Here is a 25,679-nt window from a genome sequence, read left to right on the forward strand (position 1 = left end):
AACCAATAACACCAACCATATGAAAAAATCAATAATTATTCTGACAACAATTATTTTATTTGTGCTTCCACAAATAGTTTTCTCTCAAAACAAAACATTTGTGCCTGCAGATTTCAAAGTACCAGATACACTTGAAAATCAACATTTCAGAATTAGAATGCTAACCGTGAACGACGTTGTAAAAGATTATGACGCGGTTATGACAAGTCTTAGCCATTTACAAGAAATGTTCCTTCCAATATGGGAATGGCCAACAGAAGATTTGTCGTTTGAACAGGATTTGATTGATTTAGGTTGGCATCAAAAAGAGTTCCAAATGCGAAGCTCATTTGCATATACGGTTGTTAGCCTTGATGAAAGTCAAGTTCTTGGTTGCCTGTACATTGAACCTTCCAAAAAGTCTGATTTTGATGCTGAAATTTATATGTGGGTCCGACAAAGTGAGGTTACAAACGGACTTGACCCAATTCTGTTTAACACTGTAAAAAAATGGATTGAGAACGAATGGACTTTTAAGAATCCTGCATATCCCATTAGAGAAATAAGTTTGGAGAAATGGATATCTATGAAATAAATAATTACTGGCTACAACAACATATATAATTAATTGCTTGGGTCTGTCTGTACTCGGAAAATCCTTCGGATTTCCCTAACGTTAGGTTTGGTTTTACTTAATTAGGTGCTGAAACACGCCACTAATCATACACAAAACCGTTGGCACCAATTAGAAGAAATGGAAATAATATTTAAACATACTTGGATAATGTTCATTGCGGTAACTATAGCAAACGGACTAATTCTAAAATATCGCTCTAAGAAATATATCGCCCAAAACCCTGAATTAGAAGACGGATATGACAAATATGTTAAGGGATGGATGATTTACGGTAATATTCCTTGGGTTATTATGATGGTTGGAAACCTAAGTGGAATAACACAAAACACGTTAGAATACTTTAATCCAAAAGCTATGAACCCAATGGTGTTAATTTTCCACTTTTCGATAATCATACTTTGGGTGCTAAGTGTGAGATGGATATACTTTAAAAATGGTGCAGAATTTATCGAAACTCACCCAGGTCTAATGCAGAAATCAAGTTTAAGCGGAAACACAAATGTGACATCTAAACAAATCAAATTATTCTTCCCACTAATGCTGATGGGAGGAATTGCAGGAATGGTAATGATGTGGTTTATGGATTTCCCAACACCTCAATTTTAGAAATGAAAAAAGGTGCTAACAACGTGTATAATCAACTGTTGGGTTCTCGCCTAATTACGAACATTCCTGCGGAATATTCTATCTGTGTTTTATTTGCTAAATTAGTTGCTCAAACACGCAACTAACCATATACAACACATTAGCAAACATTTAGCAAGACCCTATGAAAAAAAGAAAGACAATTGCATTATTACTTTTGATTATCGGAATTGTTCTAAGTATTTCTTTTATAATGAAGATTGAATTTCCCCAAGGTTTCGAGGCATATTTTAAAAGAGAATATTATAACCAATTTGGTCCTTTAGCAATAAGTGTTGAACTATTAATTGCAAGTTATTACTTATTTATTGGACATAAAAAGACAAATTTCACTTTAGCTCTTTTTGGTTTTACTGCTTTGCTAGATCCTTTTTTTAATAAAATAGGGCTTTTCAACAGCATCGTGCCCTTATATGGAACTATAATTTTATCGATTTGTGCTTTGTTATGTCTTTGGTTGGCATTTGCAAACACATATAAATTAAAACGCTTATCTGTTTTAGCGGCTGTCTTCAGTGCTGTCCTTGGTGTTTTTGTAGAACTATTCTTCAATTACCTGTAATAAACATTTGCCAACACCGTGGATAATCAATTGCTTGGTTAGTGTGTTCTCAGAAAATCCTAACAGATTTTCATATTGGTTCGGTTTCTTTTATTAACTTAGTTCTCGCCAACGCAACTAGCAATTATACTTCAAACCAGAAAACTATAGCTAATACTCACTCAACAGCAAAAGCTAAACCACCTAAAATTTCCGAAGAAAAAAAAGCATCCTTTTTGTAATGAAAAAGCTAAACTTCAGACAAGTGTTAAACAGAACACAAAATAGCACTGCTGCACTTTAAAAAAATCTAATTAATGTACCTTTACGACACAAATTATAGAAGACAATCTCATGCTTAATTATATAAAAGACATATTAAAACATATGCCAACAGATTGGTTGCGCTTAACAACCCATCGACTAGATATTTACAATGAAAAATTGGCTAAAACTCAATTTTTAGAACAGTTTGAAGCTTTATATAAAGACAATAATTCTCAAACAACTGCACTCAATAATTTACCTACAGCTTATGATTATATAAGATTGGGTCACCCTTTATCTTGCGTGTTAGAATGGGCAATTGGTAACTTATATGATTTAAATGCAGAGCATGTGATTAGTTTTGATTCTAAGACTGTTCCTGTATTGGCAATTCTGCGTAAAAATTTATTAGAGCATAAAAACACCCAAATTTTGTATACTGGTCAGTTACCAGAGTGTTTTGATGCCGACTTAATACAACGTGTGTATGGTTATAATTTTGAGTTGAAACACGTTGAGCGTGTAGATACAGTTTCAGCATATAATGGTAGTACTGTTTTTATTTCTGAGCAAACTGAAATGGGACATCTTGACCTCAACCCAAATATTGATTTTTACGTCAACCTATATGCTCATTTAGGAAGTGTTTTAGTAGTCAATGGTGTAAAAAACGCCAATTACATTTCAGAAATACAACATGTAAGACGACGAGAAACGATTGCAATGACTCCTGCAAATGCACTCATAGCTTTAAAAGCTTTAGTTGCACAATCACATATTGAGACTAAACATAATGATGATGGCAAAAATAAAGCGCGTGTGTTAGATTTAATTACTAACATCACTGGCACTACATTAAAACCTTTAGTGGCTTCTAGCGGATTATCTATGCAATATGCGATTATGATGGGTTCAATTCATGATGCATTAGAAAACCATAAGGGAAAGGCTATTAAATTTATTGTTCCGCCAAATTGTTATGGTGGTACAAATGACCAAGCACGACGTGTTGCTGCTTGTCTAGATCATGTAGACGTGGTAGATTTACCTGTAGATGGTGATAATGATATGGTGAAAAGTATCCATACGGTTTTAGATGCAATTGCTGAGCAAGATGCTGTTCCTTTTATCATTGCAGAAATACCTACAAACCCTAGAGTTGAAGTTCCAGATCTTATCAAATTAAAAGAGGCGTTAAGTAAAGTGCGTAAAACACCAAATGGAGATCGTGCTATAGATCCTGTTTTTATTTTAGATCAAACATTTTGCCCTAATGTTCACTTTTTAGGTGATGGTGAAATTTTGTCTACAGTTAAAACTATTTCTTATGCTAGTGGCTCAAAATTCCCTAGTGGTGGACGATGTACTGCTGGTTATTGCGTCGGAAATGAGCTAACTTCAACACTCATGCAACACATTGAAACGCATTTAGAACTTTGCGATAATGAGGCTACAGATGAACAATATGAAATCTTAGCAGAGCAAATGCCTTCTATGAATCAAAGAATTAAAGATGCTTACAAGAATACACGAGAGTTCGTCAACTTTATTCATGATGCGTTGCCAGATGCTAAAATCAACTTTGTTTCAGATGAATTGGCAAATCAAGGATTTACACCTTCTGTGTTTTCATTAGGATTACCAACTAAAGGTAACACTGATGAAGAAAAAGAAGCTTACAAAAGAGCATTGAACTTGAAGCTCATCAATTTGATGATTACTGAAATTCCTGATGAGAGTAAATTTTGTGTAAGCTACGGACAATTAAAAGGTTGTTATTGGACGATACCTGCAACCTCAACTCAAGGGACCACAAAAGAAGGCGACAAAGATTATATTGTTCGTGCTTCATTGTCTCCTAACTTAGATCTTGAATTGCATAAAAAAGTATTTTTAGATTTCGTTAAAAGCATTTAAACATTAGAAATCTGACAAGCTTTAAGTCGTCAAATTTCTAAAGTATTGTTAAAACTTTTTTTATTTCTAACCGATTGTTTAGTTTTGTACTGTAATTAGAACTATTTTCGTTTTCACGGAAAATAAACATGGCACGTAAAAAAGAATATAACGAAGACCAAGTTGTTGAAAAAGCAATGCACCTATTTTGGAAAAATGGCTATGAAACAACGTCTATGCAAATGCTAGAAAAAGAAATGGGCATTAATAAGTTTTCTATATATTCTAGTTTTGGTAACAAACATGGTTTGTTTCTTGAAAGTCTAAAATGCTATAAAGCAAAAGTTAGCGTCATATTAGAAAAGTTTAAAAATGCCACAAATGGTGTAGCAGATATTAAGCAATTTTTCTATGACTCTGTTGATGCTAATTACAAAGGACATGATCAGAAAGGGTGTTTGGTTACTAACACTTACAATGAGTTTTCTGAAAGTGAAGATCAATTAATAAAAGAAGAAATGATTTCTTTCATGGATAATCTTAAAGAATTATTTATTGAGAAATTAAAAATAAATTCAACTAAAGACGAAGCGACTATACTAAAGCAAGCTAATTATTTATTATTAGCAAAACATGGTTTAGCTGCTGCTGCAAGAGTTAACAGTCAGAAAGAAATTGAAGATTATATTGAAATGACATTTGTAAACATCTAAGCATTTTTTTTTACAAAATAACTAAACGAACGTTTAGATATAATTAACATAACTATTAAAAAGAAAAATTATGACAACATTAAAAGTTCACAACATCGACACTGCTCCAGAAGGTAGCAAAGCATTATTAGAGCAATCACTTAAAGCTAACGGAATGATTCCTGGTTTACATGGTGTTTTAGCAGGAGCTCCTGGTATTTTAGAAGCCTACCAAACAATACATAAATTATTTACAGAAACGTCTTTTAATAAAGATGAATTAACTGTAGTGTGGCAAACAATTAACGTAGAACATGAATGTCATTACTGTGTACCTGCACATACAGCAATTGCTAAAATGATGAAAGTTGATGACGCTATTACAGAAGCTTTACGTAACGAAACACCTCTTGAAGATTCTAAATTAGAAGCTTTACGTACATTAACATTAGCAATTACTCGTAATCGTGGACATGTATCTCAAAAAGAATTAGCTGCATTTTATGAAGCAGGATATGGTGAGCAACAAGTCTTAGAAATTATTTTAGGATTGTCTCAAAAAGTAATTAGTAACTATACAAATCATATTGCAAATACTGCTGTAGATGCACCTTTTCAAAAATTTGCTTGGTCTAAAGAGAATGTGGTTTCTTAATTAGATAATCCCTAAAACCACAGGTTGATTGATAGCTTTAAACCTTCCTCCTTTTGTGAGGAAGGTTTATTAATTAATAAAATGACATGATTAAAACCGCATTCAAATGAGCACTAAAATCAGACCGAAAGTATTATTTTTTGACGTTAATGAAACACTTTTAGATCTTACCAAAATGAAACAACAAGTTGGTGATGCTCTAGGCGGAAACCAGGACTTGTTACCTTTGTGGTTTACAACCATGTTACAGTATTCTTTAGTTGTTTCTGCAAGTGGTCATTATGAATCTTTTGGACATATTGGAGCCGCAGCTTTACAAATGGTAACAGCAAACAACAATATTATAATTTCTGAAGAAGAAGCTCGTAAAGTGATTCTATCTGGTTTACGTGGTTTACCTGCACATCCAGAAGTAAAAGAAGCATTGACACAATTAAAACAAGCTGGCTACACATTAGTTTCTCTAACAAACTCTTCAAACGAAGGTGTGACAAAGCAATTTGAAAGTGCTGGTTTAACCCACTATTTTGACGAAAGATTAAGCATTGAAGATGTTGGTAAATTCAAACCTTTTACAGACACTTATAATTGGGCAGCCAACAAGTTAAACGTAAAACCCGAAGACTGTATGCTTATTGCAGCGCATGGTTGGGATGTTGCAGGAGCACTTTGGGCTGGTTGGAGAGCTGCTTTTGTGAGTAGACCTGGACAACAAATTTTTCCGCTTGCACCAAAAACAGAGATCAATGAACCAGACTTAAAAGCAATAGCAAACATTCTTATAACTTATAAATAAAACACTAAAAACGATATGAAAACCAACATTATTACAGGACTATTAAGCGTATTATTACTATCATGTGGCACTAATGACAAAGCAAAGGTTGAAAAAGAGCCAGTACAAGACTTTCAAAATAAAGGTCATGAATTGGTTTATAACATGGTACAGAATGTAGGAAACTATAAAACACTTCAAGAAAAAAAGAATGTGGTTTATACCTACACATATCAAACGCCTGATGGTAAAAAAGATGTCTCTACCGAAAAATATATTTTCAACGGAGAGTTATCTTATGGTGCTTATAAGCAACACGAAAGAACCTTACCTCAACTCGAAGGATTAATGGAACAAGGTTATGATGGCAATGAATTCTGGCTTAAGCATAACGGAGAAATTTTAACAGATGAAGAACTAATGCCAAGAGTTCAGTTTAACAGACCAACTAACTTCTACTGGTTTACCATGATGCAAAAATTACTAGATGATGGTTTAATTTACGAGTACATTGGAGAAACAACAATTGAGAATAACAATTATGACATCGTAAAAATAAGCTTCGAAACGAAAGACAATAAACCTACAGATATTTACCAACTATATATCAACAAAAATACAGCGTTGGTTGATCAATTTCTCTTTACAGTTGCAGATTTTGGTGTTATGGACACACCATTTTTAATGGAACTCGATTACGAAACTATCGACGGACTTTTAATACCAACACATAGAAAATATAAAAAGTCAACTTGGAATGCTGATGTCTCTAATGATCCATGGATAATGGTGACTTGGAATGATATAAAATTCAATACTGATGTAACAAAAGACAATTTTAAAAAATAAGATACAATTCATTAGGCATATAAGTAAAACTTTACTTAATTAAAAATTAAAGTACATAGTAACCAGCTCGATGAAATTTATAAATAGAAATTATGAAGACTAAACTTAAAATAGATATCGTTTCAGATGTTGTGTGTCCTTGGTGTACCATTGGATACAAACGTTTGGAAAAAGCAATTATAGACTTAGGAATTGAAGACCAAGTAGACATAGAATGGCAACCTTTTGAACTAAATCCAAACATGCCTGCGGAAGGTCAAAATGTAAATGAACATATTACCGAAAAATATGGATCTACTCCAGAGCAACAAAAAGCATCAAAGCAACAAATGACACAAGCTGGTGCTGAACTTGGTTTCACCTTCGATTATTTTGACGACATGCGCATGGTGAATACTTTTGATGCACATGTATTATTAGAATATGCCAAAGAATTTGATAAACAAACTGAGTTAAAAATGACATTAACCAAAGCATTTTTTAGTGAACGTAAAGATGTCTCTAAAAGAGACGTTTTAAAACAAGCTTTAATAGATGTTGGTTTAAATGCTGAAGAAGGATTATCTAAATTAGATAATGAAGAAGCACGATACGAAGTAAGAACCAAAGAAGGTTATTGGAAAAACTTGGGTGTTAACTCTGTACCAACAATCGTGTTTGATAGAAAAAGTGCCGTAACTGGAGCTCAACCCGTTGACACTTTTAAGCTAGTACTTTCTGAGTTAACTGAAAATAATATTACAAATTAAAAAACCAAAACAATGGAATTAAAAAACAAAAAAGCCATTATTACAGGTGGTAGCAAAGGACTAGGAAAAGCAACAGCAATAGCATTTGCTAAATTAGGTATTGATGTTGCCATTACTGGAAGAAATGAGGCTAAACTAAAAGAAACAGTTTTAGAACTTAAAACGTTTGGTGTAGATGCTTTTTACGAAGTGTTTGATGTTGGGAACTATGAAGAGGTTAAAACTGGAATTAAAAATATAATTTCAAATTTAGGAACGGTAGATATTTTAGTAAATAATGCTGGTATCGCTGCTTTTGGAACGCTAAATGACATGGATCCTACACTCTGGGAGAATATTATTAAAACCAACGTTCTAGGTATGTATTACATTACCAAAGAGGTGCTTCCATATCTGATTGAAAAAAATGAAGGTGATATCATCAATATTTCTTCTACTGCTGGTTTAAGTGGAAATGCAACGACTTCAGCTTATTCAGCTTCAAAATTTGCTGTTATCGGTTTGTCACAATCCTTAATGAAAGAAGTTCGTAAAAATAATATTAGAGTGAATACTTTAACACCAAGTACGATTGCGACTGATATGTCTCTAGACTTAGGAATTACAGATGGTAATACTGAAACAGTATTACAACCAGAAGATTTTGCTCAATTTATTATTGCAGGTTTACAATTACCTAGACGTGCAATGATGGCTAGCGGATCTTTATGGTCAACTAATCCTTAAAAAACATAACATCATTTCCCTTTTCTAAACTCTAAAAACTTAGTAAAGGGATTTGTGTCTTTATTTTTAAGGCCATGAATCCCAATGCTAATAATTAAGACTCCTGCAGCAGCAAAAGCAATGTAAGCAATTAAAATTTCCGAAGAAAAATTAGCGACACCAATTGCAATTAAAGCCCAAGCTCCAACGAGTGCAAATTCTCGCATATTACGTTTCCAAGTGATGAGAATATTTAGAAGTGTTGCAATGACAATCATGATAAGTGTCCAAATTACAGGAGAAATCCCAAAACCATCCCAATTGATTTTCACTAAATAAGCAGCTACATTTACAATACTTGCAACGGTTACCCAACCACTATAAATAACGAAAGGCCACCATAAAAATGCAATTACAGAGATAGGTGCATCCCATAATTCCATACTGTTATTCCAAACAATTTTTAAAAGTGAAAACAAGAGTAAGAATATGAAAAAACAAGATAATCCTGTGTAACCATAAATCCAACTCACTACCCAAAAACTATTTGCAATACATGATAACATAAACCACCAACCTACTCGCAACACAAAATCATCATCTCGTACTTTTACAAATAAACTTCTACCTTGATAAATTGCAAAACTTAGAAGCATGAGATAAATAATTCCCCAAATGGAAAATGCGTAAGCAGCTGGAGTAAATAATGTTCTCAATCCACCAGAAACCTCTCCAATAGTAGTATCATTCATCAATCCTGTGTTAGATAAATAATTCATGATAATTGTTGCTATTAACGCAACTCCATTACCTATTTGAAGTATTTTTTTCATAGTATACATCTTATTTTTGCAAATATGGGAAACTCGCAAAAGAGTTATTAATGCTATATCATAAGGTTTTAGCTCAAATCAAATTGACATTACTCCACCTCAAAATCAAAAAACGTTTTAGGAAACGGCTCCCAACGTAGTGTAAAATGCCACCATTCTTTAGGGTAATTTCTAAAGTTATGTTTGAGCATGACTTTTTGTAATAATTGCCTATTTGCTAATTGTGTTTTGGTAAGATCTGGATGGTCTACCCAAGATTCTTTTCCGAAGAAATCATAAGGGCTTCCCATATCTAAAGGCTCATTGGTATTGCCATCTATGATTGTCAAATCTAGCGTGCTCCCACGACTGTGACCAGAACGTGATGCAATATAACCATCTCTAAATAGATGACGCTTATTGACGTTAGGGTAAAACTCTTGCTTTTGTAAAGTGTCATTTAAATCTTTTGCCCATCGCGAAAAATGATTAACTGCACGTTGCGGACGATAGCCATCATAGACCATCAAACATAAATTTTGCTCCTGCAATTCGGCTTGAACTTTTTTTAAGGCTGATGCAGATTGTTTAGTCAAAATCAATTTATTGGCTTTGTAACCTGTGATGGTGTCACCTACAAAATTGTGAGTTGAATAATAACGTAACTGCACATTCAAATCTGGAATGATGTCTTTGACGTAAACAAAACCTTCGGGTAATTTATTGTTCTGCGGAACTATAAATCCGAAAGCCACTAAGGCACATAAAAAAAATACTATTTTGTGAATCTTCATGATATAACTACATTAGTGTCTAGTCGTAAACAGACACTAAAATTAGATAAAAATTAAGTGATGGACTTATTTTCCGAAGAAAAAAGGCATTTTAATTTGCCAAATGCTGAATTGATTTACATCGACAACTTTTATAATACAGCAACTGCAGACCAGTATTTTAAGACTATAAAAAAGTCAATAAACTGGCAACAGGATGACATTACTATCTTCGGAAAAACATACAAACAACCACGACTCACAGCATTGTATGCTAATAACAATAAGCCTTACAGCTATTCTAATATTACGATGCAGCCTAGAGTTTTCACTCCAGAATTGCAGCAGATAAAATTAGATATAGAACAAGAGGCTAATCATAAATTCACTTCAGTTTTGCTCAATTTATATCGCGATGGAAATGATAGCAACGGTTGGCATGCAGATAATGAAAAAGAATTAGGAAAAAATCCTGTGATTGCGTCTCTGAGTCTTGGTCAAACTAGACCATTTCATTTTAAACATCGTACTTTAAAAGATGAGCGACATAAAATAAATCTTAATCATGGAAGTTTATTAATTATGCGAGGCGACATGCAACACTATTGGTTACATCAAATTGCAAAGACAAAAAAAGAAATTGGAGAACGCATTAATTTGACGTTTAGAACAATTATATAAATTGGTAGCTGAACGTTGGTCACTGAGCGAAGTCGAAGTGAGTCAAAGTCACTTATTGAAATTATAATCTTGGTGATTAAGCTTATTGAAACTCAAAATAGCGCATACGAAAAAACCAAGGTCCCTCAACCTTGGTTTTCCTTAATTTGCTTTTTATGTGGTCGATTTAGGGTCTCTAACTCATAACACATGCAAATATTAATTAATTAATCCATTGAACTAAAAACTAAATTTTAGTACACTTCAAATATATAATCCTTTTTGAAAGCGAACGACTAAAAACACAATTAATCGTTGAAATACATTTAATTTTAACATTTAAAGATGAAATATTGCATTTCATCGATGAAATGCAATAATAAAATTTTTCATTTTTGATACAATGAGGTCTAAAAATCTTTATAAATCTCCTTTAAATTTGATTAACTTTGGTACATCAATTGCAAAGCATATTAAAAAAAAATCATGAAATATTATTTAAGTCTCCTATTAATTTGTTTCTGTTTAACTATACAAAGTCAAGATCTAAAATTTAGTACACAAGACCTTGTAATTAATAATTTTATAGATGGTACTCTTTTAACTCCAAATGATGGAGAAAAACCAAATCTTGCCATCATAATTGCTGGTTCTGGACCAACCGATAGAAACGGTAACCAAAATTTTATGCAAAACAATTCTTTAAAAAAGTTAGCAGAATCACTTACCAATAAAGGTATAGCGACGTTTAGATATGATAAACGTATTGTCAAACAAATTAGAAAGAACAAAGTAGATCCTAATATGAAGTTTGATGATTTTGTAACAGATGCGATTTCTGTAATAGACTATTTTAAAGAAAAAGACGCTTATTCTAAAATTTATATTGTTGGACATAGTCAAGGTAGTTTGATTGGCATGCTTGCGGCAAAAGACAGAGCAGATGGTTTTGTGTCACTAGCAGGAGCTGGACAGTCAATAGATGAAGTCATCACAGAACAAATTGCAGCAATGGATCCATCACTTATTGATGCTACAAAAAAAGCGTTTGAAAGTTTAAAACAAGGGAAGACAACAACAGACTATCCTCAACCACTTGCTCCTGTGTTTAGAGCAGATGTGCAACCATTTATTATGAACTGGATGCAATATAATCCTCAAGAAGTTATTAAATCATTAGATATTCCGGTTTTGATAATAAATGGAACTAAAGATCTTCAGGTTTCAGTTGATGAAGCTCAATTACTTAAAAAGGCTTCGGAAGCGTCTGAAATTAAAATCATCGATAAAATGAATCACGTGCTCTTTATTATTGAAGGTGATCAATTGGTGAATTCAAAAAGCTATAATGAGTCGTCTCGTAAAATTTCCGAAGAACTCATAACTACGATCTCTAGCTTTATATTAAAGTAATTTCACACTAACATATTAAGAACTCATCTTAACTTTTCCTTTTGTCTTCAAAATTCACATTTTGCACCCTAATTTTATCGTTTTTTATAACCGTAGCTAATGCTATGCTAATAAAAAACGTCTTCATTATGGTACAAAAGCCAAACTTTTCGGCTTAAAACGAAAAGTCAAAATAAGTTCTAAAATAAAAAACGCATCTCAAGTGAGATGCGTTTTTATTAACTAACCAACCAATGTAAGTATTACTCCGTTATGCGAGGTAATCACTCCTCTTCTAAGATCATCATAATCACTTACACTAACTATAAAGCAAATGGCGTGCCAAACTCGATTTGGTAGATAAAAATAATTGATGTAAATTTGATATCAAAATAATATCATATTGAATTATTCAACCAAAACATCAATCTCATGAAAGAAGAAAAAATCATTGTCCCAGCAAATGGATATCTCATGCTCCTTGTATTCCTTATTTTATTCTTCGGAAGCATAGGTACTGCAATAGCTACAAAAAATCCAGAGTTTATATTTATTATTCCATTAGCGATCTTTATTGCACCTGGATTTATAATGGTGCAGCCTAATGGATCTCGAGTATTATTGCTTTTTGGAAAGTATATAGGTACTGTGAAGAAAAACGGATTCTATTGGGTAAATCCATTCTATACAAAAAAGAAAATCTCTTTACGTGCTAGAAATTTTGACAGTGAGCGTTTAAAAGTAAATGACAAAATGGGTAATCCAATTATGATTAGCACCATTTTAGTGTGGCGAGTCCAAGACACCTATAAAGCTGCTTTTGATGTAGATCTTTATGAAAACTTTGTACGTGTTCAAACCGATGCTGCTGTTAGAAAATTAGCAAGCATGTATCCTTATGACAATTTTGCAGATGAAGGTGTAGATGAGGACATTACCTTGAGATCAAGTGTTAACGAAGTCAGTGCTGCTTTAGAAAAAGAAATTGATGAACGTCTATCTATTGCAGGTATTGAAGTACTTGAAGCTCGTATTGGTTATTTGGCATATGCACAAGAAATTGCAAATGCGATGTTGAAACGTCAACAAGCTACGGCAATCGTTGCTGCAAGACATAAAATTGTTGAAGGTGCTGTGAGCATGGTTGAAATGGCAATTGAGCAACTCGAGAAAAAGCAAATTATTGAATTAGATGGTGAACGAAAAGCGGCAATGGTAAGTAACTTAATGGTTATTCTTTGTGGAGACAAAGATGCTTCACCAGTATTAAATACTGGTACTTTAAATCATTAACATGACTAAAAATCAGACACACAGTATTGCCATTGGTGTCGCAATTGGAAGTAGTTTTGGAACAACAATTGGTGCAGTTATAGGTGATGTGGCAATGGGAATTGTTTATGGTTCCTTAATTGGAATTATAATTGGTGTCGTTTTAGCTTTAGTGGTATTTAAAGACGAAGAATCGAAAAACGAATAATTTTCAAACTATGAAAACCAACAGACCAAAAGTAAAAGTGCCTTTTGAACCATTGGATATTGTGGTTGATTTGATTTCTGTAACACTATACATTTTGATGATCGTTTATACAGTAATCAATTATGGTGATTTAGCAGATACTATTCCAACGCACTTTAATGGTAAAGGAGAAGCAGATGGATTTGGAGATAAAGTGTATGTTTGGATACTTCCTATAATTGGAGTTTTTACTTTTGTGTTATTGTTTGTGTTAAATAAATATCCGCATATTCATAATTACATGGTTAATATCACAGAAGAAAATGCGCTAAAAAACTATAGATTTAGTACAAGGATTATTCGTTTTACAAATCTATTTGTTGCTATTATATTTGCATGTATTCAATATATGATGGTTGAACAAGGAAAAGGTAATACTACTGAGTTTGGATCTTGGTTCTTATATTCTATAATTGGTATAAGTGTTATTTTACCAATATTTTTGTTCATCTATCAACGAAAAATAAATAAGTAATGAATATCAAAAACATAGAATTTAAATTAAAATATGTTGAAAATGACATTTATAGAATAGCATCTTATAATACACCAGATTTTCCATGATCAAGTGAAGTATTAAAGACACTAAAAACGTTTATAAAACAATAAAATGGCTAAGAAAAAAGCATTCGCATTACGTATCAATGAAGATATGATTAAAGCAATCGAAAAATGGGCTTCAGATGAGTTTAGAAGTACCAACGGACAGATTGAATGGATGCTCATGCAATATCTTAAAGAACAAAATAGAGCTCCCAAACCTAAAAAAACTAATAATGACAATAAAAGCGACTCTTAATTGAATCGCTTTTTTTATGCAGTTTAATTTTGGTATTTTGCGCATCTAAACTTCTCTTATGAAAGCTTTTTCTAATTTTAGTATATTATTTTTATTTCTATTCATATTTTCAAATACTACTCAAGCTCAAACATTAACAGTAAAAAGTGTTGACGAAAACAGTACCAAAGCATTTGAAATCCCAATACAACTCAAAGACGCAACCTTTACATCTTTTAAAATTAAAATTGCAACAAGAGATTCGATTGCTAAAATTAAAAATGTACTCTTTAAAGAAGGTGCAGATTTTAAAGTCAATAAATTATCAGATTATGCAAGCATAATAGAATTTAAATCTAATCGTGTTTATAAATTAGATACAAATGATGTATTAAAAATACTTATAAAGCCAGATGAAAGTTTTGTTGATGAAACAATTTTAGAAGTGCAAGAAGCTTCTTTTTATAATAATGGACAACAAATTAATGTTGATATTATTAATAAAAAGTCAACTGCTTATGTAAGAGCTCCTCTAATTACTAAAGACACAATAGTTTTTGGTTTATTAATGCTAGCCTTAGGATTAGTATTCCTTACAGAATCAATAAAATCTGGTTTCTGGTCAAAATTTTATAAAATTGTCCCAGGTCTATTTATTGCATATATGTTACCAGCTGTTCTTACAACAACAGGATTAATTGCTCCTGATTGGGAAAGTATTTCTGAAGACAGAGAAATCCTAGAACATGGTACAAGTTTATATTATATGGCAAGTCGCTACTTATTACCAGCAGCTTTAGTTTTAATGACTTTAAGTATAGATTTAAAAGCAGTTTTTAATTTAGGTTGGAAAGCATTAGTTATGTTTTTTACTGGCACATTAGGTATCGTTATTGGTGGACCAATTGCCATATTACTAATTGCTACTGTATCACCAGAAACTGTTGGAGGTTTTGGTCCAGATGCTGTTTGGAGAGGCTTATCAACACTTGCAGGAAGTTGGATTGGTGGTGGAGCAAACCAAACTGCAATGTTAGAAATTTATGGTTATAATCAACGTCTTTATGGCGGAATGGTTTTCGTAGATATCGTTGTAGCAAATATATGGATGGCCATCGTATTATTAGGAATAGGAAAACGAGATCGTATTAATAAATGGTTAAAAGCAGACACATCTTCTATTGAGGAATTGAAAGAAAAGGTCTCAACGTTTGCTGAAAAAGTAAAACGAAACCCTTCACTCACAGATATTATGATTATTGGAGCCATAGCATTTGGCACTGTAAGCATAGCTCATTTATGCGCTGGTTTCTTAGCACCATATTTTGAAATCAAAGTTGCAAATATTCAATCTGGCACCACAAGAAACATATTCTCATTTTTAGGATCTTCATTTTTCTGGATGATTAGTATAGCTACAATTATTGCCATATTATTATCCTTTACAAAAGCAAAAAATTATGAAGGTGCTGGAGCCAGTAAATTTGGTAGTGTTTTCATTTATATTTTGGTTGCTACCATTGGTATGAAAATGGATTTAACTTTAATCTTTGATAATCTTGGGCTTATAGCCATTGGTGTTGTTTGGATGACAATACACGCTCTATTACTAATTGGAGTTGCTAAATTAATTAGAGCTCCGTACTTCTTTTTAGCAGTTGGTAGTCAAGCAAATGTTGGTGGTGCAGCCTCTGCTCCTATTGTGGCTTCTGCTTTCCATCCATCTCTTGCTACTGTAGGTGTATTACTTGCAGTATTAGGTTATGCAGTTGGAACTATAGCTGCAATTGGATGTACAATTTTGATGCAATTAGCAGCTGCTGGCTAGTATTTAAAAAATAATTATGTCATATTTGAATAATTATGTCATATTTGCGCTCACAAAATTAAAACTTAATGAAGCATTTTTTTATTCTATTACTCGCACTTATTTTAATGTCCTGCGGAAATGAACAAACTCACGATTTTACGCTTAAAGGACATGTAAAAGGCTTAAAAAAAGGAACAGTGTATCTGCAACGTCAGAATGATACACAAATGGAAACTATAGATTCATTAGCAATTAATGGTAGTCCAAATTTTGAATTACATGCTGAACTTCCTGAACCTGAAATATTGTTCTTAAAACTAGATAAAAATGATACTGATGAAGGTACAGTTGTCTTTTTTGCAGATAAAGGGATTACTGAAATCAATTCTACTTTAAAGAACTTCAATTACGACGCAACCATAAAAGGCTCTAAACAACAAGAAACTTTAGAAGAGTACTTATTGATGATGTCTAAATTTAGCGATAAGAATTTAGATCTAATTCAAGAAAGCTTAGAGGCTAGTAAAGCCAATGATACTACAGTTTCATTTGAAGACAATTACAACAAACTCATTAAGCGTAAATATTTATACACGATTAACTTTGCTGTGAATCATCCAGATAGTGAAGTATCTCCTTATCTAGCAATAAGTGAAGTACCAAACACAAGTGTTAAGTTTTTAGAAGAAATTTATAATGCTTTAACTGATAAAGTAAAAGCTTCTAAATACGGAGTTATGCTAAAAGAATCGATTGACTTACGGAAAGCAGAATAACTTTAAACAAAAATAAACATCAAAATTCCTAAACTTATCGTTTAGGAATTTTTGTTTTTAATACAGGTTCAAACAAAAAAAAGTCCCAATCACAAGGATTAAGACTTTATTTAAACTTAGAGTTAATCAATTACCACCTCGTCTTCGTTCTCTTTACTGAGTACGAATCCACTCCTCCTTGAAAAGGAGGAGAATTACAAAAAGCTATAAAACAAAAAAAATCTCAATCATGACGATTGAGATTCTTTATTTAAACTTAGAGCCGATGGAGGGACTCGAACCCACGACCTGCTGATTACAAATCAGCTGCTCTAGCCAGCTGAGCTACATCGGCTTTTAAGCGATGGCAAATATAATATTGCTATTGTAATTTGCAAGCACTTAATGAAAAAATTAGTTTAATTTATTCAATTTTTCGATTAACGCTAATCCTTTTGTTTCAAGATCGCTGTTAATTGCTTTAAAATGCGCTTTTTTATTTTCTACACTTTTATCATTTACTCTTGCAATTAAACCATCAAAAGTCTCAATTGCTTCGTCAATAATAGCTTCACTTTTTTTTGTGTCTTTGTCTGTGTTTGCATATTCCCAAACATAAACTGCTTCAATAATATCACCTAAAACAAAATTGATGTCTTTTTTAAGGTTTCTAATATTTGCCATAATATTTACTTATTTATTAATTCGCAGCAAAATTAAACATAAACTTCTAATAGTTTAGCATTAGAGGACGATATTTTATAGGTTTCTATTGCTGCAGGAATTAAAATTGTTTCTCCTTGTTTAATAAATTCTGATGTTGTTTCAGTTTCTATCAACGCTTCGCCTTCAACACACATATAGATAAAGAAAGAATCTTTTGTGTTTAATTTTAAAATAGGCTCAGTGACATGAAGATAATTAGTTGTAAAATATGGACAACTTACCATATCATTTGACTTATTTTTTTCCTTTTGATATGCAACTCTAAAATTTTCTGGCATATTAAAATCAAAGGCATCAATAGCTAAATCGTTATGTAATTCTCTTTCGTTCCCATTATCATCAACTCGATCCCAATCATAAACTCTATAGGTGATATCACTTGTTTGTTGTATTTCAGCAAGCATCACTCCTGCTCCAATAGCATGAACTCGACCAACTTCAATAAAATAGGTATCTCCTGTTTTTACTGTATCAAAATTTAGTATCTCTGTTAAAGTTTTTTCTTCAAGATGTTTCAGGTATTTTTCTGGTGTCATCTTTTGATTGAAACCTACTATCAAATTTGCATCATCATCAGCTTGCATAACGTACCACATTTCTGTCTTTCCGAAGGAATTATGACGCTCAGCTGCTAGTGTATCATTTGGATGTAATTGGATTGACAAATCTTCTTTAGCATCAATGAACTTGATGAGTAATGGGAATTTATTTCCGAAGATTTTATAATTCTTCTCACCTATTAAATCTGCTTTATATGCCTCTAAAAGTTGTTTTAGAGATTGTCCTTTTAAGTTCCCATTAGAAACAATTGAAGTGACTCCTTCTACATCACTTATTTCCCAACTTTCACCAACATTTGGCAAATTAGAATCTTTGTTTAGTAATGATTTTAGTTTTTGTCCTCCCCAAATTTTATCTTTTAAAATGGGCTCGAATTTTAATGGATAGTTAATGTTTTTCATTCTCCAGAATAGCTTACAAAATTACGAGGTGTTTCATATAAGGTCACTTCAATATCCAAATCTGATTTTAATTTTGGTTTGATTTTATTATAAATTACAACAACTATATTTTCGGCAGTTGGATTGAGGTTTTTAAATTCTGGGACTTCAACATTGAGGTTTTTATGATCAAACTTATCTTCTACTTCAGATTTGATAATATCTTTTAATATTTTCATATCAATCACGTATCCAGTTTCTTGATCTATATCTCCTGTGACGCTTACTATAAGTTCATAATTATGACCATGATAGTTTGGATTGTTACATTTTCCGAAGATCTCATCGTTTTTCTCAAAGCTCCAGTCTTTACGATATAAGCGATGCGCTGCATTAAAATGTGCTTTTCTACTGACTGTAACTCTCATTATTTTGTGATGTTTATGTGTTCATAAAACTTATCAAAAATGATTTTAAACCATGCTGTATAGAGTTCTGGATGTAATTCTATATCTCCTTTTACATCTTCTAAAGGCATCCACTTCCAGGCTTCTACTTCCTCTGGATTAATAATTGGCTCATCATTAAAATGACCAACCATGACATGGTCAAATTCGTGTTCTGTTAAACCGTTATCAAAAGGTGCTTTATAGATGAATGATATGGTTTCTTCTAAATCTACTACAAAACCCATTTCTTCCATTAAACGACGTTTTCCTGCTTGTAAATTACTTTCTCCTTCTCTTTGATGACTACAGCATGTATTGGTCCATAATAGAGGCGAATGGTACTTGTGCTTAGCTCGTTGCTGTAACATCAATTCATTTTGGTCATTAAATATAAATACCGAAAATGCACGATGCAATACAGCTTTTTCGTGAGCTTCTAATTTAGGCATCGTACCTATTTGCTCATCGTTATCGTTTACAAGAATTACGTGTTCTTCAATCATAGCTAACAAAAATAACAACTATATTTCATAAAACCATCACAAACCTGAGTTCGACCTAATATTTGTTTTCAGTTTGAACTCAGGTTACAAAAAAAGCTGCCTTGGAAAAGACAGCTTTTAACTTTTATTTAATAGGATTTAAAGGTCTTGATTATTTTTCAGGACACTTTTCTCCATTGATTCCTGTGATAATAAATTCACTACGTCTATTAAGCTGGTGTTCTGCTTCACTACAGTTAGAATCGTTTGTTGGTTCACAACCACAATCATTAACTAAGCGCGACTCTCCATAACCTTTTGCTGTTAAGCGATCTGCAGCAATACCGTTTTTAATTAAGTATTTACGTGTAGATTGTGCTCTGTTTTCTGATAAGCGTTCATTGTATGATGCTGTTCCTCTACAATCTGTATGACTACGAACATCGATTGTCATTGTTGGGTATTTATTTAATACTGCCAATACTTTTTGTAATTCTACTTCTGCATCTCTTCTAATATTGAATTTATCGAAATCAAAGTATATAATTGGAATATCTAAAATTTTAGCTAAATCTGCACAAGGCTCTAGTTCTACTTCGTCTTTTTCTAACAACGTTTGTATTTCTAATTTTTGTTGTTTCCTAGGCGTTGTAAATCGTTCTTCTACTGTAGCGTAAGTATCTGCTTCAATTCTAATTAAATACTCTTTCTCACATTCTAATTTCTCAAACTTATAAGCTCCATCTGTACCAACGATTTGTTGATTAACTTCTTTATTAGTTTCAGCATCTAGTATCGTTACTTTAGCTCCTACAATAGGTCCTTGTGTATCTTGATCTCTTACAACTCCTTCTACAGTTTGTTCACATTCTGGAATTATAAAGCTATAAATATCATCATCTCCTTTTCCTCCATCTCTGTTAGATGTAAAAAATCCTTCTTTAGTTCCTAGATTTTCATAGTAACCAAAATCATCCATAGAGCTATTGATAGGCTTTCCAATATTTTCTAATGCCATAGGTTGGTGAGCTTCGAATTTGTTTTCAAAATCTCTAATCACAAAAACATCTAAACCTCCTAAACCATTAAATCCATTAGATGACAAGTATAAATCGCCTTCAGAATTAACAAAAGGAAACGTCTCCTGTCCTTCTGTATTTACATTTTGACCTAAATTTACTGGGTCTCCTAAAGAACCATCTGCTTTGATTTCTACTACAAAGATATCTGACATACCTATTGTACCTTCCATATCTGATGCAAAATATAATTTTGTCCCTTGTACATTAATTGTTGGATGTGCAACACTATACTCATCACTATTAAAATGAACAGATTCTATATTATACCAATCACCATGCTCATTTAATGTCGCTTTAAATAATTTTAAACGGTTAGTACCATCTTCACTCTTTTTATATTTATTATTGAAATAGTTATTTCTTGTAAAATACATCACTTGATCATCTGGTGTAAAAGCTACAGTAGACTCATGAAATTTAGTATTGATTTCACTATCTAATTTCTCAACATTTCCGTAGCTACCATCTTCTTGTTTTTCTGCGGAAAATAGATCCAAATACGGTTGCTCGTTCCATTTGTATTTTTGTCCACCACCACGTGAAGACGCAAAGATTAATTGGTTTTGGTATTGAGTGGTTCCAAAATCGGAAACTTCTGTATTGATATCTAAATTAACAACGTCAAAATCTCTACTAACTTCTTCAATCATAGTTAAGTAATCTACAGTTGAGCTAAATGCACGACCTCTTAAATCACTACGATCAGATTCTGCGAACTTTTTCATCCATTTATCTGATTCTTCATAATTCTCAACAGATTTTAAAGCTTGAGCATATCTAAAGTAATATTCAGCATCAATATTTTCGTTCATCGCCATTAATTCGCCATACCACTTAGCTGCTTCTTCCATTTGATTGTTGAAATAGAATGAGTTGGCCAATTTCTGAAGTAAATCAACAGACGTATATCCTTTCTCTGCAACTTCTAATAGAATCTCACTGGTCTTTAAATACGCTAAGTTATCATACTCTTTTGAAGCTTGACGTATTTTGCCTTTTTGCGCATAACCTGATGAAAAAACTAAACTTAATGCCAGGATAAATATAATTTTATGTGTTTTCATAATCTTTTTTTTAGAAGAATCTTGGTGATAATATTCTACCTATTTTTTGTAATTCAAAACGTAACATAATCTCGTGTGATCCGCTATTATAATTATTTAAATTTGTTGTTGTAGCATCGTAAGAATAGCCAATATACAAACCATCTGTAACTTGAATACCTGCCAATCCACTTACTGAATCATCCCATCGCCATGCAACACCTAATGTAAACTTATCATTGAACAAAAAGTTTGCCGATAGGTCTGCAATGATTGGTGCTCCAGATACAGCTTTTACTAATGCTGCTGGCTTTAACTTTGTATTTGCACTTAAATCAAACACATAACCTGCTATTAAATAGTAATTCATGCGTTCTTCAGCAATAGACACTTGACCTTCGTCGAAATGATCTGTTTTCAAAAAATTAGGAACAGATAATCCAACATACCATTTACGGTTATGTAAATACAATCCTGCACCAACTGTTGGTGAAAACAAGCTTAAATTATCTGCAAATGTTGGATCTCCTATTTGCTGAATGACGCCTTCACTCCAATCTGAAGTTAAACCGTGCATACCTGCTTTAGCTCCAAATGATAATTTTGTATTATTATCACTTACTTGTATCGTATACGAAAAGTTAGCATCAATATAATACTCATTTACTGGACCTAACGCATCATTAACAATAGATAGACCTAGACCTATTTTATCGTTTCTTAATGGAGCATGAATACCTAAAGTTTGCGTTTGTGGTGCGCCATCAATACCAACCCATTGAGTACGATGTAAGCCTGTCACACTTAATACCTCTCGCTGACCAGCATAGGCTGGATTTACGCTCATAGTATTATACATATACTGAGTGTATTGTGGGTCTTGCTGCGCAAAACTAGAATTAAACATCAGTGTACAAAACACTAATAGTATTAATCCTTTTAATAATGATGTTTTTTGTATCATTTTAATATCGTTTTTAATCTTGCCTTATTAATTTCTATCTATTAATGTATAACCAGCCTACTCTTGGCTCTGATCCATCACCTAAGTCTATCACATAGTAATACGTACCAACTGGTAACTTATCACCTTGACTTAAAACTGCTCTTCCATTTGAAGTACCATCAAAATCGTTTCTGTAGCCTTTAGCTTCAAAAACAATATTTCCCCAACGGTTATAAATCTCTAATGTGTTATTAGGGAATGTTTCTATACAATCTATATTGAAGAAATCATTAATACCATCTCCATTTGGTGAGAACTCGTTATAAATCGTTAAACAAATTGGATCTACACCAACAGAATCTGTATTGTTACCCTCATTTTCGTCATTACCACCAACATATTCTGTAATAGTTGCAGTATTTAAATACTCTCCAAACCCTAGAACTTCAACAGTAATTTCTAGTATTTCAGCTTGTCCTGGATTTAATTGACCTACTAACCATTCTCCATCTGTATCAGAGTATGTACCTTGAGTTGTTATAAAGGAAACAAATGTATATCCACTAGGTAAAATATCTTCTACTACCACTCCTGTTGCAGTTACAAATCCATCATTAGCAACAGTAATTGTAAATGTCACTTCATCACCAATAACTGGTTCTGCAATATCCAATTCTTTAGTTACAGATAATTCAAAGTCAGAATCTGTAAGTGTTTCAGTTGGATCATCTTCAGTATTACCATCATTATCATCACCATCATCACTAGTATCAGTAATATTGGTACCGTTAGGATCATCACCAGTTGCTACAACACTATTCAATAAACCACCTGCATCTACATCTGCTTGTGTAATTGTATATGTTGCTGTATAAGTTGCTGTCTCTCCAACAAGTAAATCACCTTCTGCACTACCAAAATCTGAACTCACATACATAGGTCCTGAATCCAAAGCTAATAGTATACCATTAGCGTCTGTAAATGTATCTGTAATTGATACGTTATTTAAAGTAACGTTACCAGAATTATTTACTGTAATAGTATAAGTAATTACGTCACCAACACCAATCACACCATCTCCATCGTCCAATACATCTGCCACTTTAACTACATCTAATAAAGGAATAGGAGTTATTACAGTATCTGTTGGATCATCTGGATCTCCATCATTATCTGGATCTACGTTATCTGTGTCATTTGGATCATCACTATCATCTGTAACTGTTGTATCATCTGGACTATCTCCTGATGCTAATACAGTGTTACTTACGCCTCCTGCATCTACATCGTCTTGTGTGATAACATAAGTTGCTAAGTACGTTGCTGTCTCATTAACTAATAATATCCCTTCTACACTTCCTGCGTCAGCACTATCAAATGTTGGGCCTGATGTTAACGTTAATATGTTTCCGTCTACATCTGTCAATGTATCTGCAATCGTAACACCATCTAAAGTGACATTCCCTGTATTCTCTACCGTAATTGTATAGTTGATTGTATCTCCTGCACCAAGTACACCATCACCATTATCGGTAATTGTAGCACTCTTCTCTGCGATAATTCTTGGATCTTCATTAATCAATGTGTCTGTTGGATCATCTGGATCTCCATCATTATCTGGATCTACATTATCTGAATCATTTGGATCATCACTATCATCTGTAACAGTTGTATCATCTGGACTATCTCCTGATGCTAATACTGTATTACTAACTCCTCCAGCATCTACATCGTCTTGTGTGATGACATAAGTTGCTAAGTATGTTGCTATCTCATCGACTAATAATATCCCTTCTACACTTCCTTGATCTGCACCATTAAATGTTGGGCCTGATGTTAACGTTAATACGTTTCCGTCTGCATCTGTTAATGTATCTGTAATTGTAACACCATCTAAAGTGACATTTCCTGTATTTTCAACTGTAATTGTATAGTTGATTGTATCTCCTGCACCAAGTACACCATCACCATTATCGGTAATTGTGGCACTCTTCTCTGCGATAATTCTTGGATCTTCTGGAATTACTGTATCTGTTGGATCATCTGGATCGCCATCATTATCTGGATCTACATTATCTGAATCATTTGGATCATCACTATCATCTGTAACAGTTGTTCCTAATGGACTGTCTCCTGATGCTAATACTGTGTTACTTACGCCTCCTGCATCTACATCGTCTTGTGTAATGACATAAGTTGCTATGTACGTTGCTGTTTCACCAACTAACAATATACCTTCTACACTTCCTTGATCTGCACCATTAAATGTTGGTCCTGATGTTAACGTTAATACGTTTCCGTCAAGATCTGTTAATGTATCTACAATACCAACATTAGTCAATACCACATCTCCAGTATTTTCAACAGTAATTGTGTAGTTGTTTGTATCTCCTGCTCCAAGTACGCCATCACCATTATCGGTAATTGTGGCACTCTTCTCTGCGATGATACTTGGCATTTCAAGTACAGTATCTGTTGGATCATCTGGATCACCATCATTATCTGGATCCACATTCTCTGTATCATTTGGATCATCACTATCATCTGTAACAGTTGTATCATCTGGACTATCTCCTGATGCTAATACAGTGTTACTTAAGCCTCCTGATGTTACATCACTTGCTGTAATAACATAAGTTGCTAAGTAAGTTGCTGTCTCATCAACTAATAATGTCCCTTCTACACTTCCTTGATCTGCACCATTAAATGTTGGTCCTGATGTTAACGTTAATACATTTCCGTCTGCATCTGTTAATGTATCTGTAATGGCAACACCATCTAGAGTGACATTCCCTGTATTCTCAACTGTAATTGTATAATTGATTGTATCTCCTGCTCCTAATACGCCATCTCCATTATCAGTAATTATTGCGCTCTTCTCTGCGATAATTATTGGATCTTCATTAATCAATGTGTCTGTTGGATCATCTGGATCGCCATCATTATCTGGATCCACATTATCTGAATCATTTGGATCATCACTATCATCTATAACAGTTGTATCATCTGGGCTATCACCTGATGCTAATACTGTATTACTAACTCCTCCAGCATCTACATCATCTTGTGTGATGACATAAGTTGCTAAGTATGTTGCTATCTCATCAACTAATAATATCCC

At 33.0% G+C, this 25,679-nt stretch carries 27 protein-coding genes and 1 tRNA gene; 18 read left to right on the top strand and 10 right to left on the bottom strand.

The window, feature by feature from the left end; all coding sequences use genetic code 11:
* The first annotated feature begins 61 nt into the window (after positions 1 to 61).
* The 10 genes from WNY78_RS10495 (at position 62) to WNY78_RS10540 (ending at position 8,411) form a co-directional block, all read left to right on the top strand.
* On the top strand, positions 62 to 574 hold the full coding sequence (locus WNY78_RS10495; protein WP_342873154.1) for a GNAT family N-acetyltransferase: 513 nt from the start codon (positions 62 to 64) through the stop codon (positions 572 to 574).
* Between the two features lie 159 nt (positions 575 to 733).
* Positions 734 to 1,222, top strand: a complete 489-nt coding sequence (locus tag WNY78_RS10500; RefSeq protein ID WP_342873155.1) for a hypothetical protein — start codon at positions 734 to 736, stop codon at positions 1,220 to 1,222.
* Positions 1,223 to 1,385: 163 nt separating this feature from the next.
* A complete protein-coding gene (locus WNY78_RS10505; protein ID WP_342873156.1) occupies positions 1,386 to 1,823 on the top strand; it encodes a hypothetical protein in 438 nt (145 codons plus the stop codon).
* A 333-nt stretch (positions 1,824 to 2,156) separates the two neighbouring features.
* On the top strand, positions 2,157 to 3,986 hold the full coding sequence (locus WNY78_RS10510; protein WP_342873157.1) for a cystathionine beta-synthase: 1,830 nt from the start codon (positions 2,157 to 2,159) through the stop codon (positions 3,984 to 3,986).
* 128 nt (positions 3,987 to 4,114) lie between these two features.
* A complete protein-coding gene (locus tag WNY78_RS10515) occupies positions 4,115 to 4,678 on the top strand; it encodes a TetR/AcrR family transcriptional regulator (protein ID WP_342873158.1) in 564 nt (187 codons plus the stop codon).
* A 70-nt stretch (positions 4,679 to 4,748) separates the two neighbouring features.
* Positions 4,749 to 5,312 (top strand): carboxymuconolactone decarboxylase family protein, encoded by a 564-nt coding sequence (locus WNY78_RS10520; RefSeq protein WP_342873159.1) that lies wholly within the window; start codon positions 4,749 to 4,751, stop codon positions 5,310 to 5,312.
* A gap of 106 nt (positions 5,313 to 5,418) precedes the next feature.
* A complete protein-coding gene (locus WNY78_RS10525) occupies positions 5,419 to 6,108 on the top strand; it encodes a haloacid dehalogenase type II (protein ID WP_342873160.1) in 690 nt (229 codons plus the stop codon).
* Between the two features lie 15 nt (positions 6,109 to 6,123).
* On the top strand, positions 6,124 to 6,936 hold the full coding sequence (locus WNY78_RS10530) for a hypothetical protein (protein ID WP_342873161.1): 813 nt from the start codon (positions 6,124 to 6,126) through the stop codon (positions 6,934 to 6,936).
* A gap of 92 nt (positions 6,937 to 7,028) precedes the next feature.
* Positions 7,029 to 7,685, top strand: a complete 657-nt coding sequence (locus WNY78_RS10535; protein WP_342873162.1) for a DsbA family oxidoreductase — start codon at positions 7,029 to 7,031, stop codon at positions 7,683 to 7,685.
* A 12-nt stretch (positions 7,686 to 7,697) separates the two neighbouring features.
* The gene (locus tag WNY78_RS10540) at positions 7,698 to 8,411 is read left to right on the top strand and encodes a 3-ketoacyl-ACP reductase (protein ID WP_342873163.1); all 714 of its coding nucleotides are present in this window, start codon (positions 7,698 to 7,700) and stop codon (positions 8,409 to 8,411) included.
* Positions 8,412 to 8,422: 11 nt separating this feature from the next.
* Here the strand turns inward: WNY78_RS10540 and WNY78_RS10545 are convergent, their stop codons facing one another.
* Positions 8,423 to 9,223, bottom strand: a complete 801-nt coding sequence (locus tag WNY78_RS10545; protein ID WP_342873164.1) for a tryptophan-rich sensory protein — start codon at positions 9,221 to 9,223, stop codon at positions 8,423 to 8,425.
* An 89-nt stretch (positions 9,224 to 9,312) separates the two neighbouring features.
* Complete coding sequence (locus tag WNY78_RS10550; protein ID WP_342873165.1) at positions 9,313 to 9,996, bottom strand: M15 family metallopeptidase; 684 nt, start codon at positions 9,994 to 9,996, stop codon at positions 9,313 to 9,315.
* A 60-nt stretch (positions 9,997 to 10,056) separates the two neighbouring features.
* Here WNY78_RS10550 and WNY78_RS10555 point away from each other — a divergent pair, with 60 nt between their 5' ends.
* The 8 genes from WNY78_RS10555 to WNY78_RS10590 all read left to right on the top strand — a co-directional run bounded on the left by WNY78_RS10555 (position 10,057) and on the right by WNY78_RS10590 (position 16,910).
* The gene (locus tag WNY78_RS10555) at positions 10,057 to 10,656 is read left to right on the top strand and encodes an alpha-ketoglutarate-dependent dioxygenase AlkB (RefSeq protein WP_342873166.1); all 600 of its coding nucleotides are present in this window, start codon (positions 10,057 to 10,059) and stop codon (positions 10,654 to 10,656) included.
* Positions 10,657 to 11,121: 465 nt separating this feature from the next.
* On the top strand, positions 11,122 to 12,048 hold the full coding sequence (locus tag WNY78_RS10560; protein ID WP_342873167.1) for an alpha/beta hydrolase: 927 nt from the start codon (positions 11,122 to 11,124) through the stop codon (positions 12,046 to 12,048).
* A gap of 411 nt (positions 12,049 to 12,459) precedes the next feature.
* Positions 12,460 to 13,320 (top strand): SPFH domain-containing protein, encoded by an 861-nt coding sequence (locus WNY78_RS10565; protein ID WP_342873168.1) that lies wholly within the window; start codon positions 12,460 to 12,462, stop codon positions 13,318 to 13,320.
* 1 nt (position 13,321) lies between these two features.
* Positions 13,322 to 13,507, top strand: a complete 186-nt coding sequence (locus tag WNY78_RS10570) for a hypothetical protein (protein WP_342873169.1) — start codon at positions 13,322 to 13,324, stop codon at positions 13,505 to 13,507.
* Between the two features lie 10 nt (positions 13,508 to 13,517).
* Positions 13,518 to 14,021 (top strand): DUF1648 domain-containing protein, encoded by a 504-nt coding sequence (locus WNY78_RS10575; protein WP_342873170.1) that lies wholly within the window; start codon positions 13,518 to 13,520, stop codon positions 14,019 to 14,021.
* Positions 14,022 to 14,156: 135 nt separating this feature from the next.
* The gene (locus WNY78_RS10580) at positions 14,157 to 14,345 is read left to right on the top strand and encodes an Arc family DNA binding domain-containing protein (RefSeq protein WP_342873171.1); all 189 of its coding nucleotides are present in this window, start codon (positions 14,157 to 14,159) and stop codon (positions 14,343 to 14,345) included.
* A gap of 547 nt (positions 14,346 to 14,892) precedes the next feature.
* Positions 14,893 to 16,152 carry a DUF819 family protein gene (locus WNY78_RS10585; RefSeq protein WP_342873181.1) on the top strand — a complete coding sequence of 420 codons (1,260 nt, stop codon included), beginning with the start codon at positions 14,893 to 14,895 and terminating at the stop codon, positions 16,150 to 16,152.
* Positions 16,153 to 16,220: 68 nt separating this feature from the next.
* The gene (locus tag WNY78_RS10590) at positions 16,221 to 16,910 is read left to right on the top strand and encodes a DUF4369 domain-containing protein (protein ID WP_342873172.1); all 690 of its coding nucleotides are present in this window, start codon (positions 16,221 to 16,223) and stop codon (positions 16,908 to 16,910) included.
* 260 nt (positions 16,911 to 17,170) lie between these two features.
* Here the strand turns inward: WNY78_RS10590 and WNY78_RS10595 are convergent.
* The 8 genes from WNY78_RS10595 to WNY78_RS10630 all read right to left on the bottom strand — a co-directional run.
* A tRNA-Thr gene (locus WNY78_RS10595) sits at positions 17,171 to 17,244 on the bottom strand.
* A gap of 59 nt (positions 17,245 to 17,303) precedes the next feature.
* A complete protein-coding gene (locus WNY78_RS10600) occupies positions 17,304 to 17,573 on the bottom strand; it encodes a hypothetical protein (protein ID WP_342873173.1) in 270 nt (89 codons plus the stop codon).
* A 32-nt stretch (positions 17,574 to 17,605) separates the two neighbouring features.
* Complete coding sequence (locus WNY78_RS10605) at positions 17,606 to 18,577, bottom strand: type I phosphomannose isomerase catalytic subunit (protein ID WP_342873174.1); 972 nt, start codon at positions 18,575 to 18,577, stop codon at positions 17,606 to 17,608.
* Entirely contained in the window at positions 18,574 to 18,984 is a 411-nt protein-coding gene (locus WNY78_RS10610) for a 6-carboxytetrahydropterin synthase (protein ID WP_342873175.1), read from the bottom strand. The genes WNY78_RS10605 and WNY78_RS10610 overlap by 4 nt, the downstream gene beginning before the upstream one ends.
* Positions 18,984 to 19,508, bottom strand: coding sequence for an isopentenyl-diphosphate Delta-isomerase (gene idi, locus WNY78_RS10615; protein ID WP_342873176.1), 525 nt, complete (start codon positions 19,506 to 19,508; stop codon positions 18,984 to 18,986). The genes WNY78_RS10610 and idi overlap by 1 nt, the downstream gene beginning before the upstream one ends.
* A gap of 151 nt (positions 19,509 to 19,659) precedes the next feature.
* Positions 19,660 to 21,633, bottom strand: coding sequence for an OmpA family protein (locus WNY78_RS10620; protein WP_342873177.1), 1,974 nt, complete (start codon positions 21,631 to 21,633; stop codon positions 19,660 to 19,662).
* Positions 21,634 to 21,643: 10 nt separating this feature from the next.
* Positions 21,644 to 22,576 carry a type IX secretion system membrane protein PorP/SprF gene (locus WNY78_RS10625; RefSeq protein ID WP_342873178.1) on the bottom strand — a complete coding sequence of 311 codons (933 nt, stop codon included), beginning with the start codon at positions 22,574 to 22,576 and terminating at the stop codon, positions 21,644 to 21,646.
* Between the two features lie 34 nt (positions 22,577 to 22,610).
* Positions 22,611 to 25,679 (bottom strand): gliding motility-associated C-terminal domain-containing protein (locus WNY78_RS10630; RefSeq protein WP_342873179.1); only part of this gene is annotated, 3,069 nt, incomplete at its 5' end.

Origin of the sequence: Psychroserpens sp. AS72, assembly GCF_038900375.1 — a bacterium.
Classification (GTDB): domain Bacteria; phylum Bacteroidota; class Bacteroidia; order Flavobacteriales; family Flavobacteriaceae; genus Psychroserpens.

Bases quoted from the DNA above. Each gene is read 5' to 3' on its own strand.
- WNY78_RS10505 (WP_342873156.1), top strand. From the start codon at position 1,386: ATGAAAAAAAGAAAGACAATTGCATTATTACTTTTGATTATCGGAATT.
- idi (WP_342873176.1), bottom strand. From the start codon at position 19,508: ATGATTGAAGAACACGTAATTCTTGTAAACGATAACGATGAGCAAATA.
- WNY78_RS10520 (WP_342873159.1), top strand. From the start codon at position 4,749: ATGACAACATTAAAAGTTCACAACATCGACACTGCTCCAGAAGGTAGC.
- WNY78_RS10525 (WP_342873160.1), top strand. From the start codon at position 5,419: ATGAGCACTAAAATCAGACCGAAAGTATTATTTTTTGACGTTAATGAA.
- WNY78_RS10610 (WP_342873175.1), bottom strand. From the start codon at position 18,984: ATGAGAGTTACAGTCAGTAGAAAAGCACATTTTAATGCAGCGCATCGC.
- WNY78_RS10600 (WP_342873173.1), bottom strand. From the start codon at position 17,573: ATGGCAAATATTAGAAACCTTAAAAAAGACATCAATTTTGTTTTAGGT.
- WNY78_RS10620 (WP_342873177.1), bottom strand. From the start codon at position 21,633: ATGAAAACACATAAAATTATATTTATCCTGGCATTAAGTTTAGTTTTT.
- WNY78_RS10580 (WP_342873171.1), top strand. From the start codon at position 14,157: ATGGCTAAGAAAAAAGCATTCGCATTACGTATCAATGAAGATATGATT.
- WNY78_RS10575 (WP_342873170.1), top strand. From the start codon at position 13,518: ATGAAAACCAACAGACCAAAAGTAAAAGTGCCTTTTGAACCATTGGAT.
- WNY78_RS10540 (WP_342873163.1), top strand. From the start codon at position 7,698: ATGGAATTAAAAAACAAAAAAGCCATTATTACAGGTGGTAGCAAAGGA.
- WNY78_RS10545 (WP_342873164.1), bottom strand. From the start codon at position 9,223: ATGAAAAAAATACTTCAAATAGGTAATGGAGTTGCGTTAATAGCAACA.
- WNY78_RS10565 (WP_342873168.1), top strand. From the start codon at position 12,460: ATGAAAGAAGAAAAAATCATTGTCCCAGCAAATGGATATCTCATGCTC.
- WNY78_RS10535 (WP_342873162.1), top strand. From the start codon at position 7,029: ATGAAGACTAAACTTAAAATAGATATCGTTTCAGATGTTGTGTGTCCT.
- WNY78_RS10560 (WP_342873167.1), top strand. From the start codon at position 11,122: ATGAAATATTATTTAAGTCTCCTATTAATTTGTTTCTGTTTAACTATA.
- WNY78_RS10555 (WP_342873166.1), top strand. From the start codon at position 10,057: ATGGACTTATTTTCCGAAGAAAAAAGGCATTTTAATTTGCCAAATGCT.
- WNY78_RS10550 (WP_342873165.1), bottom strand. From the start codon at position 9,996: ATGAAGATTCACAAAATAGTATTTTTTTTATGTGCCTTAGTGGCTTTC.
- WNY78_RS10530 (WP_342873161.1), top strand. From the start codon at position 6,124: ATGAAAACCAACATTATTACAGGACTATTAAGCGTATTATTACTATCA.
- WNY78_RS10605 (WP_342873174.1), bottom strand. From the start codon at position 18,577: ATGAAAAACATTAACTATCCATTAAAATTCGAGCCCATTTTAAAAGAT.
- WNY78_RS10625 (WP_342873178.1), bottom strand. From the start codon at position 22,576: ATGATACAAAAAACATCATTATTAAAAGGATTAATACTATTAGTGTTT.
- WNY78_RS10510 (WP_342873157.1), top strand. From the start codon at position 2,157: ATGCTTAATTATATAAAAGACATATTAAAACATATGCCAACAGATTGG.
- WNY78_RS10500 (WP_342873155.1), top strand. From the start codon at position 734: ATGGAAATAATATTTAAACATACTTGGATAATGTTCATTGCGGTAACT.
- WNY78_RS10585 (WP_342873181.1), top strand. From the start codon at position 14,893: ATGCTAGCCTTAGGATTAGTATTCCTTACAGAATCAATAAAATCTGGT.
- WNY78_RS10590 (WP_342873172.1), top strand. From the start codon at position 16,221: ATGAAGCATTTTTTTATTCTATTACTCGCACTTATTTTAATGTCCTGC.
- WNY78_RS10515 (WP_342873158.1), top strand. From the start codon at position 4,115: ATGGCACGTAAAAAAGAATATAACGAAGACCAAGTTGTTGAAAAAGCA.
- WNY78_RS10570 (WP_342873169.1), top strand. From the start codon at position 13,322: ATGACTAAAAATCAGACACACAGTATTGCCATTGGTGTCGCAATTGGA.